12 protein-coding genes, 1 tRNA gene and 1 pseudogene are annotated in these 12,001 nt (G+C 73.4%); 4 read left to right on the top strand and 10 right to left on the bottom strand.

Features of this window, described 5'->3' with window-relative positions:
- Positions 1-59 precede the first annotated feature (59 nt).
- The 6 genes from QSK52_RS38400 to QSK52_RS38375 all read right to left on the bottom strand — a co-directional run bounded on the left by QSK52_RS38400 (position 60) and on the right by QSK52_RS38375 (position 4,793).
- The gene (locus QSK52_RS38400) at positions 60-284 is read right to left on the bottom strand and encodes a hypothetical protein (protein ID WP_285740926.1); all 225 of its coding nucleotides are present in this window, start codon (positions 282-284) and stop codon (positions 60-62) included.
- 199 nt (positions 285-483) lie between these two features.
- Positions 484-1,059 (bottom strand): aminoacyl-tRNA hydrolase, encoded by a 576-nt coding sequence (gene pth, locus QSK52_RS38395; protein ID WP_285740925.1) that lies wholly within the window; start codon positions 1,057-1,059, stop codon positions 484-486.
- A 109-nt stretch (positions 1,060-1,168) separates the two neighbouring features.
- Positions 1,169-1,768, bottom strand: coding sequence for a 50S ribosomal protein L25/general stress protein Ctc (locus QSK52_RS38390; RefSeq protein ID WP_285740924.1), 600 nt, complete (start codon positions 1,766-1,768; stop codon positions 1,169-1,171).
- 248 nt (positions 1,769-2,016) lie between these two features.
- Positions 2,017-2,997, bottom strand: coding sequence for a ribose-phosphate diphosphokinase (locus QSK52_RS38385; protein ID WP_285740923.1), 981 nt, complete (start codon positions 2,995-2,997; stop codon positions 2,017-2,019).
- Between the two features lie 156 nt (positions 2,998-3,153).
- Positions 3,154-4,599 carry a bifunctional UDP-N-acetylglucosamine diphosphorylase/glucosamine-1-phosphate N-acetyltransferase GlmU gene (glmU, locus tag QSK52_RS38380; RefSeq protein ID WP_285740922.1) on the bottom strand — a complete coding sequence of 482 codons (1,446 nt, stop codon included), beginning with the start codon at positions 4,597-4,599 and terminating at the stop codon, positions 3,154-3,156.
- Positions 4,600-4,722: 123 nt separating this feature from the next.
- Positions 4,723-4,793, bottom strand: a tRNA-Gln gene (locus QSK52_RS38375).
- A 227-nt stretch (positions 4,794-5,020) separates the two neighbouring features.
- Here QSK52_RS38375 and QSK52_RS38370 point away from each other — a divergent pair.
- The 3 genes from QSK52_RS38370 to QSK52_RS38360 are packed head-to-tail and all read left to right on the top strand — an operon-like array spanning position 5,021 to position 7,623.
- Positions 5,021-6,004: an acyl-CoA desaturase gene (locus QSK52_RS38370; RefSeq protein WP_285740921.1), complete on the top strand. Its 984-nt coding sequence runs from the start codon at positions 5,021-5,023 to the stop codon at positions 6,002-6,004.
- Positions 6,001-6,714 carry a TetR family transcriptional regulator gene (locus QSK52_RS38365; RefSeq protein ID WP_435053488.1) on the top strand — a complete coding sequence of 238 codons (714 nt, stop codon included), beginning with the start codon at positions 6,001-6,003 and terminating at the stop codon, positions 6,712-6,714. Before QSK52_RS38370 ends, QSK52_RS38365 begins: the two co-directional genes overlap by 4 nt.
- A 57-nt stretch (positions 6,715-6,771) precedes the next feature.
- Positions 6,772-7,623, top strand: a complete 852-nt coding sequence (locus QSK52_RS38360; protein ID WP_285740920.1) for a DMT family transporter — start codon at positions 6,772-6,774, stop codon at positions 7,621-7,623.
- A 15-nt stretch (positions 7,624-7,638) separates the two neighbouring features.
- On the opposite strand, the gene QSK52_RS38355 is transcribed toward QSK52_RS38360, so the two are convergent.
- Complete coding sequence (locus QSK52_RS38355) at positions 7,639-8,436, bottom strand: methyltransferase domain-containing protein (protein ID WP_285740919.1); 798 nt, start codon at positions 8,434-8,436, stop codon at positions 7,639-7,641.
- Between the two features lie 118 nt (positions 8,437-8,554).
- On the opposite strand from QSK52_RS38355, the gene QSK52_RS38350 reads away from it, so the two are divergent.
- Positions 8,555-9,049 (top strand): MarR family winged helix-turn-helix transcriptional regulator, encoded by a 495-nt coding sequence (locus QSK52_RS38350; protein WP_285740918.1) that lies wholly within the window; start codon positions 8,555-8,557, stop codon positions 9,047-9,049.
- Positions 9,050-9,103: 54 nt separating this feature from the next.
- Here the strand turns inward: QSK52_RS38350 and QSK52_RS38345 are convergent, their stop codons facing one another.
- The 3 genes and pseudogenes from QSK52_RS38345 to QSK52_RS38335 all read right to left on the bottom strand — a co-directional run.
- Entirely contained in the window at positions 9,104-10,645 is a 1,542-nt protein-coding gene (locus QSK52_RS38345) for a polysaccharide biosynthesis protein (RefSeq protein WP_285740917.1), read from the bottom strand.
- Positions 10,646-10,702: 57 nt separating this feature from the next.
- The gene (locus QSK52_RS38340; RefSeq protein ID WP_285740916.1) at positions 10,703-11,551 is read right to left on the bottom strand and encodes a response regulator transcription factor; all 849 of its coding nucleotides are present in this window, start codon (positions 11,549-11,551) and stop codon (positions 10,703-10,705) included.
- Positions 11,552-11,695: 144 nt separating this feature from the next.
- Positions 11,696-12,001 (bottom strand): annotated as a pseudogene (locus QSK52_RS38335) (UDP-glucose 4-epimerase GalE); the annotation flags it as partial.

Below are 12,001 nucleotides of genomic sequence, written 5' to 3'. Positions count from 1 at the left end.
CGGCCCGCCCCCTCGCTCGGACGAGGGGGCGGGCCGCCGCCGTTGCTGCTACCGGCCGTTCAGACCTTCCTGCGCTTGCGCAGCCAGGCGGCCGCCCCGCCGGCCACCACCACCAGGCCGCCGCCCACCGCGTACACGCCGGCCGAGCCGACGGAGCCGGTGGGCGGGGCGAGCCGGGCCGCGGCGGGCTCCGGGGCGGGACTGGCCTCGGCGGCCGCGGCGGCCCCGGCGGTCCACCCCCCGGCGGCCAGGCACAGGACGGTGCCTCCGACGACCTTGCCCACGCGCTTCGACCGAATCACGGCCCATACCCCCATAGACGGCACTTCAATCCTTGCTGCACCGGTCCCGACGCTATCGGATCCGCCGACGTTTCTGACCCCCGGTCAGCTTCCAGCGGGCAAGCGTTGCATGAACGTTGTGTACGGAGGGTGGTCGAATCCGGTGCGGGCCCGGCACCAGGTGCCAAGTGGAGGCGGGGGTTCAGGAGTTGTAGGTCTGCTGGGCCCGCTCCAGGCCGTCCTGGAGCAGCGCCTCGACGGCGTCGGCGGCCCGGTCGACGAACCAGTCGAGGTCCTTGCGCTCGGTGGAGGAGAAGTCCTTGAGCACGAAGTCGGCGACCTCCATCCGGCCGGGCGGGCGGCCGATGCCGCAGCGGACCCGGTGGTAGTCGGGGCCGAGCGACTTGGTGATCGACTTGAGGCCGTTGTGGCCGTTGTCGCCGCCGCCGGTCTTCAGCCGCAGCGCCGCGTAGTCGAGGTCGAGCTCGTCGTGGACGGCGACGATCGCCGAGGTCGGGACCTTGTAGAAGTCGCGCAGCGCGGTGACCGGGCCGCCCGAGAGGTTCATGAAGCTCATCGGCTCGGCGAGCACGACCCGCCTGCCCGCCAGCCGCCCCTCGGCGACCTGGGCGCGGCTCTTGTGGGCCTTGAACCTGGCGCCGATGCGCTGGGCCAGCAGCTCGACCACCATGAAGCCGATGTTGTGCCGGTTGCGGGCGTACTCCTTGCCCGGGTTGCCGAGGCCCACCACCAGCCAGGGGCCGTCGTACTCGCTCATGCCGCTCCTCACGCGGGTGCTCTCCGTACCGTCACATCATCCCGGACACGCCGCTGCCCCGGCCGTCCGCGCACGGGGCGGGACGGCCGGGGCAGCGAAGAGGCGGTGATCAGGCCTCGACGGCCTCGTCGGCGGCGGCCTCGTCGGCGGCCTCCTCGGTGGCCTCGGGGGCCTGGGCGCCGATGACCTGCAGCACGACGGCGTCGGCCTCGACGGCCAGGGTCACGCCGGAGGGCAGGGCGATGTCGCCGGCGGTGATGGAGGCGCCGGCCTCCAGGCCCTCGATCGAGACGGTGACCGACTCGGGCAGGTGGGTGGCCTCGGCCTCGATCGGGAGGGCGTTCAGCACGTTCTCGATCAGGTTGCCGCCGGGGGCCAGCTCGCCCTCGGTGTGGACCGGGATCTCGACGGTGACCTTCTCGCCGCGCTTGACCAGCAGCAGGTCGACGTGCTCGATGGAGCGCTTGATGGCCTCGCGCTGCACGGCCTTCGGCAGCACGTACTCGTCCTTGCCCTCGATCGGGACGACCAGCAGGGCGTTCGGGGTCTTGAGGGCCATCATCAGGTCGTGGCCGGGCAGGTTCAGGTGCACCGGGGCGTGGCCGTGGCCGTACACGACACCGGGGACGAAGCCGGCGCGGCGGGCGCGGCGGGCGGCACCCTTGCCGAACTCGGTGCGGGCTTCGGCGGCAAGGCGGATCTCGGACACGACTGCACTCCTCGTGAAGCGAAGGGGTGCAGGAACGACAGAACCGCCGGGCCACACCCTCACGTACGTCAATGGGGGGACGCTCGGCGGTTCGATCAAGGCGCATCGTTCTCGCGCGTCGATCACGGAGCACCGAATGGGCATCCCTCGCCGAGCAGTCTCCCAAGACTAACCGGGGGGTGGCGCGGACGTGAAATCGGCCCCCGGTTCCGTGGCGGAACCGGGGGCCGACCTGGGCAGTGGCGGGGTCAGTGCACGCCCTCGAAGAGGCTGGTGACCGAACCGTCCTCGAACACCTCGCGCACCGCGGCGGCGATCGACGGGGCGATCGACAGCGTGGTGATCTTGTCCAGCTGGAGCTGGGCCGGGGTCGGCAGGGTGTTGGTGAAGACGAACTCGCTGACCCGGGAGTTCTTCAGCCGGTCCGCGGCGGGCCCGGAGAGCACGCCGTGGGTGGCGGCGACGAGGACGTCGGAGGCGCCGGCGTCGAACAGCGCGTCGGCGGCGGCGCAGATGGTGCCCGCGGTGTCGATCATGTCGTCGACCAGGACGCAGACCCGGCCCTTGACGTCACCGACCACCTCGGCGGACAGGATGGTGTTGGCCTGCGACATGTCGCGGCGCTTGTGGATGATCGCCAGCGGGGCGCCGAGGCGGTCGCACCACTGGTCGGCGACCTTCACCCGGCCGGCGTCCGGGGAGACCACGGTCAGCTTGGAGCGGTCCGGGACGCGGTCGCCCACGTAGTCGGCCAGCATCGGCAGCGCGAAGAGGTGGTCCACCGGGCCGTCGAAGAAGCCCTGGATCTGCGCGGTGTGCAGGTCCACGGCCATCAGCCGGTCGGCGCCGGCCTGGCGCAGCAGGTCGGCGACCAGGCGGGCCGAGATGGGCTCGCGACCGAGGTGCTTCTTGTCCTGCCGGGCGTAGCCGTAGAACGGGAGGATCGCGGTGATGCTGCGGGCCGACGCGCGCTTGAGCGCGTCGATCATGATCAGCTGCTCCATGATCCACTGGTTGATCGGAGCCGTGTGGCTCTGGATCACGAAGCAGTCCGCGCCGCGGGCGGACTCCAGGAAGCGGACGTAGATCTCGCCGTTGGCGAAGTCCAGGGCCTTGGTCGGGACGAGTTCGGTGCCCAGCTCGCGGGCGACCTCCTCGGCAAGTTCGGGGTGGGCACGGCCGGAAAAGAGTTTGAGCTTCTTCTCACCGGAGGTCGTGATCCCGCTCACTGCACCGTCTCCTCGATGTATTGCCACTCTGGGTGAGTACGCCGAGGCACGGCCGAACAGGCCCGATGGCGCACGTATGTACTTCAGGTTACGCGCCCCGTCGGCGGACCGGCGGCCGGGGACCACTCCTCAAGATCCCCGGCCGCCCCGTCCGGACTACTGCGCCCCACCCGCCTCGGCGGCCGCGCGGGCGGAGGCCGAGCCCGGCCGCTTCCGCTCGACCCAGCCCGCGATGTTGCGCTGCTGGGCCCGCGCGACGCCCAGCGAACCGGCCGGGACGTCGTTGGTGATCACCGATCCGGCGGCCGTGTAGGCGCCGTCACCCACCGTCACCGGAGCGATGAACATGTTGTCGGATCCCGTGCGGCAGTGGGCCCCGATGACCGTGCGGTGCTTGTTCACCCCGTCGTAGTTCACTGTGACGGACGCCGCACCGACGTTGGTGCCCTCGCCGATCGTCGCGTCCCCGATGTACGACAGGTGCGGGACCTTCGCCCCCTCGCCGAGCTCCGAGTTCTTGATCTCGACGTAGGTGCCGGCCTTCGCCCCGCGGGCCAGCTTCGTGCCGGGCCGCAGGTACGCGTACGGGCCGACGCTGGCCTCCGGGCCGATCTCGGCGCGCTCGGCCGTGGTGTTGCTCACACGGGCGCCCGCGCCGACCGCGGTGGCGGTCAGCGTGGTGTTCGGGCCGACCTCGCAGCCCTCGCCGAGGTGGCTGGCGCCGTACAGCTGGGTGTTCGGGTGGACCAGCGCGTCCGGCTCGTAGGTCACCTGCACGTCGAACCAGGTGGAGGCCGGGTCGACCACGGTGACGCCGGCCCGCATCGCGTCCTCCAGCAGCCGGTCGTTGAGCAGGCGGCGGGCCTCGGCCAGCTGCACCCGGTCGTTGATGCCGAGGATCTCCCGGTGGTCGGCGGCCACCACCGCACCGACCCGGTGGCCCTCGCGGCGCAGGATCTCCAGGGTGTCGGTCAGGTACTCCTCGCCCTGCACGTTGTCGGTGCCGACCAGTGACAGGGCCAGCGCCAGCAGCTTGGCGTCGAAGGCGAACACCCCGGAGTTGATCTCGTCCACCGCGAGCTGCTCGGCGGTGGCGTCCTTGTGCTCGACGATCGCGGCGACCGCGCCGTCCGGGCCGCGCAGGATCCGGCCGTAGCCGGTCGGGTCGGGAACCCGGGCGGTCAGCACGGTGACGCCGTTGCCCTGCTCGGCGTGGGCGGCGGCCAGCGCGGCCAGGGTGGCGCCGGTGAGCAGCGGGGCGTCGCCGGTGGTGACCAGCACGGTGCCGTCCAGCTCCACGCCGTCGGCGGCCAGCGCCTGCAGCGCGGTGCGCACGGCGTGGCCGGTGCCGTTCTGCTCGGTCTGCACGACGGGGCGGGCGGCCGGGTGGTGCTCGGCCAGGTGCGCCTGGACCTGCTCGCGCAGGTGGCCGACCACCACGACCAGCTGACCCGGCGTCAACTCCTGGGCCGCACTGACCGCGTGGCCCACCAGGGAGCGGCCGCAGATCTCGTGCAGCACCTTCGGCAGGGCCTTGGACCTCATCCGGGTGCCGCCCCCGGCGGCGAGCACGATCACGGCGGCGGGCTGGTTGGCACTCACGCGGGGAGACTCCTCGGTCGATGCGGGTTGAGGGCGCACCGAGGATACCGAGCGGAAAGGAACGGAAACCGCCCGAAACGGTCGGGACGGCCCGAAACCGGCAGGAGGGGGCTCCGCGAAGGGCTCCGCCGCTAGGATTCGAACCCAGACAAAGGCCTCCAAAGGGCCCTGTGCTGCCATTACACCACGGCGGAAAGGGCGCGTCGCGCGCCCAGCACAGCCTACGGGTTGACGGCCCGTAGCTCCACCACCTTCCGCGAAGGCACACGAACGACGCCCCGCGAACGGCGCGCCCGGCGACGGGCCGACCGGGCGACACGTCCGCGCAGGGGCCTTCCGCTTGCCGGGTGACGGTACCTACGATGCCGTAAGTTACGGAAACGTAGGTACCAGCTCCTCCCCCCTCACCCCCGGGAGCGCCATGACCATCCAGACCGGGCAGGCGCCGCCGCGCGCCGCCGAGGACGAAGCCACCACCGCCGAGCGCGACGCCACCGGACTGTCCGCCACCAGGGGCGGCGAGAAGCAGGGCGCGCTGGAGCGCACCGCCCTGGCCCTGTTCATCGCCGTGCCGTTCCTGGCCCTGCTCGCCGCCGTCCCGGTGGCCTGGGGCCGGGGCCTGTCCTGGCTGGACGCCGGACTCGCCGTCGGCATGTACTTCCTCACCTGCCACGGCATCACCGTCGGCTACCACCGCTACTTCACCCACGGCGCGTTCAAGGCCAACCGCCCGCTGCGCGTGGGCCTGGCGGTGCTCGGCTCGCTGGCCGTCGAGGGCCCGCTGGTGCGCTGGGTCGCCGACCACCGCAAGCACCACCGCTACTCCGACAAGGACGGCGACCCGCACTCGCCGTGGCGCTACGGCGAGAGCCTGCCCGCCCTGCTCAAGGGCCTGTGGTGGGCGCACATGGGCTGGATGTTCGACGAGGAGCAGACCCCACAGCTCACCTACGCACCCGACCTGGTCCGCGACCCGGCCATAAGGCGCGTCTCCCGGCTGTTCTGGCTGTGGACGGTGATCTCGCTCGGCCTGCCCCCGCTGGTCGGCGGCCTGGCCACCTGGAGCTGGCAGGGCGCGCTGAGCGCCTTCTTCTGGGGCTCGCTGGTCCGGGTCGCGCTGCTGCACCACGTCACCTGGTCGATCAACTCGATCTGCCACGCGGTGGGTTCGCGCCCCTTCAGGTCCCGCGACCGCTCCGGCAACGTGTGGTGGCTGGCCGTGCTGTCCTGCGGCGAGTCCTGGCACAACCTGCACCACGCCGACCCCACCTCGGCCCGGCACGGCGTGCTCCGCGGGCAGGTCGACTCCTCCGCCCGGGTCATCCGCTGGTTCGAGCGGGCGGGCTGGGCGCACGACGTCCGCTGGCCCGGCGCGGAGCGGATCGCCGCCCGCCGCGCCGCATGACCCGGCGCCTACAGCATGATGGAGGGGTGAACGGGACCAACGGAGACAGCACCGGCCATCGACCGCCCTCGCGCCGCAGCGGGGGCAAGGGCGGCGGCCGGGTGCGGATGACCGGCAAGCAGCGCCGCGAGCAGCTGCTGGAGATCGGCCGGGCGGTCTTCGCCGAACGCGGCTACGACGGCACCTCGGTCGAGGAGATCGCCGAGCGCGCCGGGGTCTCCAAGCCCGTCGTCTACGAGCACTTCGGCGGCAAGGAGGGCCTGTACGCGGTGGTGGTCGACCGCGAGATGCAGCTGCTGCTCGACATGGTCACCGGCGCGCTCACCGGCGGGCACTCCCGCGAGCTGCTGGAGCAGGCCGCGTTCGCGCTGATGGACTACATCGACACCTCCACCGACGGCTTCAAGATCCTCGTCCGGGACTCGCCGGTGGCCCAGTCCACCGGCTCGTTCGCCTCGCTGATCGGCGACATCGCCACCCAGGTCGAGGACATCCTCGGGCTGGAGTTCAAGTCCCGGGGCTTCGACGCCAGGCTGGCGCCGATGTACTCGCAGATGCTGGTCGGCATGGTGGCGCTGACCGGCCAGTGGTGGCTGGAGGTGCGCAAGCCCGCCAAGGCGGAGGTCGCCGCCCACCTGGTCAACCTCGCCTGGCACGGCCTGGAGGGCCTGGAGCGGCACCCCAAGCTGGTCGGCGAGCGCAAGAACTGACACCGACCGGCCCGACCCCGCACCGGGGCCCGGGCCGCCCCCGCGACAGGAGCACCCGTGGCGGTCTTCCTGCTGGCCCTCGGCGCCGCCTGCTGCCTGGGCGCCGGATTCGTCCTGCAGCAGCACGCCGCCCAGCGTGCGCCCAGCGGCGACCTGCTGCGCTGGCGGCTGCTGCTCGACCTGATGCGGATGCCCGACTGGCTGCTCGGCATCGCCTTCATGATCGGCGGCCAGGTGCTCTCCGCGCTGGCCCTCAGCCAGGGCGAAGTCGCCCTGGTCGAACCGCTGCTGGCCACCAACCTGGTCTGGGCGATGCTGCTGGCCCGCCGGATCACCGGCACCCGGCTGGGCCGCCCCGGCTGGATCGGCGTCGCCCTGATCGCCCTCGGCGTCACGGCGTTCATCGCCGCCGGACAGCCCCGCGGGGGCGGCCCGGCGGCCGGACCGCTGCGGTACTGGCTGGTCTTCGGGATCGTCTCCGGCCTGGCCCTGCTGCTGGTCACGGTGGCCCGCCGACTGCCGCTGTTCGAGGAGGCCACCCTGCTGGCCCTGGCCGCCGGGCTGCTCTACGGCCTGCAGGACGCGCTCACCCGCACCACCTTCGACCGGATCGACCGGGACGGGGCGGCGGCCGCACTGGTCTCCTGGCCGCCGTACACCGTGGTCGGGCTGGGCGTGATCGGCCTGCTGCTGGTGCAGTCCGCGTTCGAGGCGGCGCCGCTGCGGATGTCGCTGCCCGCCCTCACCGCGGCCCAGCCGCTGGCCGGGATCGCCTGCGCGGTCGGCTTCCTCGGCGACCGGCTGCGCGTCACCCCGGGGGCGCTGGCCTGGCAGAGCGCCGGGCTGGCCGCGATCGTGGTCGGCGTGGTGGTGCTGGGGCGCCACCCGGCGCTGCCCGGCGCCAGGTGACCCGCCGTCAGCGCCTCACCGCCTGACCGCCACCGCGAAGACCCGGCGGAACGGGAACAGGGTGCCGTGCTCGGTGGCCGGGTACGCCGCGCGCAGCAGCGCCCCGTACTCGGCCAGGAAGGCGGTGCGCTCCCGCTCCTCGGGCAGCCGGTCCAGCACCGGGCGCAGGGTGGAGCCCTTGACCCACTCCAGCACCGGGTCGGGGCCCGGCAGCACCATCGTGTACGTGCTCTCCCAGACGTCCGCGGTGCAGCCCGCCGCCATCAACGTCCGTGCGTAGCGCTCCGGTTGGTGGCAGGAGGCGTCCGGGCGGACGGTGCCCAGCCGCTCGCGCCAGTGCGGGGCGCGGCGCAGCTCGGCGAGCAGGGTGTGGCTGGGGGCGGCGAAGTTGCCGGGCAGCTGGAAGGCGATCACCCCGCCGGGGCGCAGCGCGGCCGCCCAGCGCGGCAGCAGCTCCAGGTGGTCGGCGGTGTCGGTGTCCATCCAGTGCAGGGCGGCGTTGGAGGCGATCAGGTCGGGCCGCTCGGGCGCCGGGTCGTACTGCGTGACGTCCTGCTGCCGGTACGCGGCGGTGGGTTCGCCGTCGGCGCCGCGGGCCTTCGCCAGCAGCTCGGGCGAGGAGTCCAGGCCGAGCAGCCGGGCGTCCGGCCAGCGGCGGCGCAGCGCGGCGGTGGAGTTGCCCGGGCCGCAGCCGAGGTCGAGCACGGTGGGGGCGGGCGGCAGCTCCGGGACGCGGGCGAGCAGGTCCTCGAAGGGGCGGTTCCGCAGGTCGGCGTAGCGGAGGTACTGGTCGGCGTCCCAGTGGGCGGGCATGGTGCGGCTCCCGAAAGTATCTCGACGTCAAGATATCTCTGTAACGACGAGGCTTCCTTTGTTATCTCTTGATGTCAAGAGACTTCACATCGACACACCCCCCGATACACTGATCGTCATGGAGGACGAGGTCGACCGCCTGGTCGCAGCATGGCGCCGAGAGCGCCCCGACCTCGACGTGGAGCCGCTTGAGGTCCTCAGTCGGGTGAGTCGGCTCGCCCGCCACCTCGACCGCGCCCGCCGCACCGCCTTCGCCGAGCACGGCCTCGAACCCTGGGAGTTCGACGTCCTCACCGCCCTGCGCCGGGCCGGCTCCCCCTACCAGCTCTCCCCCGGCCAGCTCCTCACCCAGACCCTGGTCACCTCCGGCACCATGACCAACCGGATCGACCGCCTCACCGCCAAGGGCCTGGTCGTCCGCCTCCCCGACCCCGACGACCGCCGCGGCGTCCTGGTCCGCCTCACCGAGGCCGGCCGCGACAAGGCCGACCAGGCCCTGGCCGGCCTCCTCGCCCACGAACGCGAGATCCTCGCCCAGCTCGCCCCCGCCCAGCAGACCGAACTCGCCGCCCTGCTCCGCAGCCTGGTGGCCCCCTTCGACCGCAGCAGCTGAGAAGCCCCGTCAGGGGTTCGGGGAACGGCGGGCACGGGGCTGCTGACGGGGCCTTCAGAAACCGTCCGGGTACGGGGTCGCGAGGGCCGGGGCCTTGGTGCGGGCGGTCTGGTAGCCGGGGAGCAGCGCCGCCAGGCGGTCGCGGACCTCGGGGTCGGAGTTGACGGTGGCCGCGTCGTAGAGGCCGGTGAGGCCGCCGGCCAGGTCCTCGGGGACGGTGGCGTGGTCGGCGGCGGTGGCGAAGATCCGGGGGTGGGCGGTGGGGAGGCGCTCCTCGTCGTCGGAGAACAGCGCCTCGTTGAGCTTCTCCCCGGCCCGCAGGCCGGTGTAGCGGATCTCCACCTCGTCCGCGCCGAGCTGCACCTGTTCGGCGAAGTTGTGCACCAGGTCGACGATCCGGACCGGCTCGCCCATGTCGAGGACGAAGACCTCCCCGCCCTCGGCCATCCGTCCGGCCTCCAGGACCAGGCCGACGGCCTCCTCGATGGTCATGAAGAAGCGGGTGACGTCGGGGTGGGTGACCGTCACCGGGCCGCCGCTGCGCAGTTGCTCCTCCAGCACCGACAGCAGCGAGCCGCGCGAGCCGAGGACGTTGCCGAAGCGGACGGCGGCGAAGACGCCGGTGCCCAGGTTGCGGGCGTCGCGGGCGTTGGCCTGGACGATCAGCTCGGCCAGCCGCTTGCTCGCGCCGAGCACCGAGGTCGGGTCGGCGGCCTTGTCGGTGGAGATCAGCACGAAGCGTTCGACGCCGGTGGCGAGCGCCGCCTCGACCAGGTGGTCGGTGCCCAGCACGTTGGACTTCACCGCCTCGCTGGGGTGGCGCTCCAGCAGCGGGAGGTGCTTGTGCGCGGCGGCGTGGAAGACCACGTCGGGGCGCAGGTCGCGGAAGATCTGCTGGATCCGGGGGCGGTCCCGGATGTCGGCGATCACCAGGGACTCGTCGGTGAGCAGCGCCTCGCCCCAGATGTCGAGCTGCAGCCGGTGCAGGTTGGACTCGTCGTGGTCGAGCATGTAGAGCGCGGCGGGCCCGAACGCCTGGACCTGCCGGCACAGTTCGCTGCCGATCGAACCGCCGGCGCCGGTGACCAGGACCCGGCGGCCCTCGATGACGGTGCGGACGTCCGGGGAGACCACGTGGACCTCGTGCCGGCCGATCAGCCGGTTGACGTCCAGGGTGCGCATGTCGGAGCCGACCACCTCGCGGCGCAGCGCGGACAGGAAGGACGGCAGGTAGCGGACGGCCGCACCGGCCGCGGCCGCGGCGGTGGCGAGCTCGCGCACCCGCTGGTGCGGGAGGCCGGGGATGGCGAGGACCACCACCTGGGCGGCGTGGGCGAGGGCCAGGTCGGTGAGGTCGGCGAGCGGGCCGAGGACGGGGCTGCCCGAGACGTCCGACCCGGCCTTGGCCGGGTCGTCGTCCAGGACGCCGACCGGACGGAGACCGAAGTCCGGGGTCCGGTCCAGGTCGCGGACCAGCGCGGTCCCGGCGGAGCCGGCCCCGACGACCAGGGTGCGCAGGCCGGTCGAACCGGCCCGCTGGGCGGGCAACGGGGTGCGGGCCCGGTGCGGGCGCGCGGCAGTGGGGTGCGGCGACATCTGACCTCCGGTCTACCTGACTCACGGAGTGGAACGTGCGGAAGGGCGCGGGCTCGTTCAGCCCGGGCCGGGGCCTGCGGCAGAGGCGACGGTCGGCGGAGGGACGGGAGCGGTGGCCGGGGCGGGAGCGGGCCCGACGGGCGGCCCGGGCGGTTCCAGGGGGGCGATCCCGGCCCGACGGGCGACCGCGACCGCCGCCAGCGTGGAGTGCACCCCCAGTTTGCCCAGGACGTTCTGCATGTGGGTGCGGACGGTGTGCGGGGAGAGGAACAGCCGCTCCGCGACGGCCTGCCGGCCGAGACCGGCCACCATGCAGCGCAGCACCTCCTCCTCGCGGGGGGTGAGCGCGGCGACCAGCCGCTCGCTCTCCGAGCGGTCCCGGCGGGCCGAGGTCAGTTCGCGGACCACGCCGGTGAGCAGCGCGGGCGGCAGGTGCGTCTCGTCGCGCCGGACACCGCGCACCACCGTCATCAGCGCGCCGAGCGTGCTCTCGCGCGCCACCCAGCCGTTGGCCCCGGCCTGCAGCGCGCGGGCGGCCCGCTGCGGATCGTCCGCGGCGGCCAGCAGCACGGCCCGCACCTGCGGGTGGGCCCGTCGGATCCGGGCCACCAGGGCGATCCCGTCGGTCAGCGGCGGCGGCCCGCCGGGGGGCTGCGGGGCCCGCCGGGGCGCCGGCACGGCGGCCGGGCCGCGGGGCGGCGGCACCGGCACGGCGCCGAGGTCGACGTCGACCAGCACCACGTCGTACGGGCGGTGCTCGCCCGCCGCCCGCTCCAGTGCCCGTTCGGCCGCCGCGGCACTGCCCGCCGCCCCGACGTCCACGTCGGGTTCGGCGGCCAGTGCCGTGGCGAGCGCCTCGGCGAAGATCCGGTGGCCGTCGACCACCAGGACGCGTGTACGCCCCATCCGTCCTTGCCCCCCTGCTCGTGGGCCGACCCCCACCGGTCCCTCGCTCAGCCTACGGGCGTGTGCCCGCACGGCGTGGGGGTTTGGTGAAGTTCCTGTACACAGGGTCTCCGACGGTGGGAGCCGGGGCGGGAGGGGTGCTGGTCAGGCGCGGTGGGCGAGGGTGAACTCCCAGGCGTCGGCGACGATCCGGTCGAGCTCGGGGCGCTTGGGGACCCAGCCCAGGGCCTCGCGGGCGCGGTCGGCGGCGGCGACCAGGACGGCCGGGTCGCCCGGACGGCGGTCGGCGACCTGCACCGGGATCTCCCGGCCGGTGACGCGCTTGACCGACTCGATCACCTCGCGCACCGAGAACCCGGTCCCGTTGCCCAGGTTGCAGATCAGGTGCTCGCCCGGCCTGGCCGCCTGCAGCGCCAGCAGGTGCGCCTCGGCCAGGTCCGCGATGTGGAT

It is taken from the genome of Kitasatospora phosalacinea (assembly GCF_030268885.1).
Lineage (GTDB): Bacteria > Actinomycetota > Actinomycetes > Streptomycetales > Streptomycetaceae > Kitasatospora > Kitasatospora phosalacinea_C.
The sequence above is the reverse complement of the archived record's forward strand: the minus strand, read 5'-3'. Positions and strand labels throughout refer to the sequence as shown.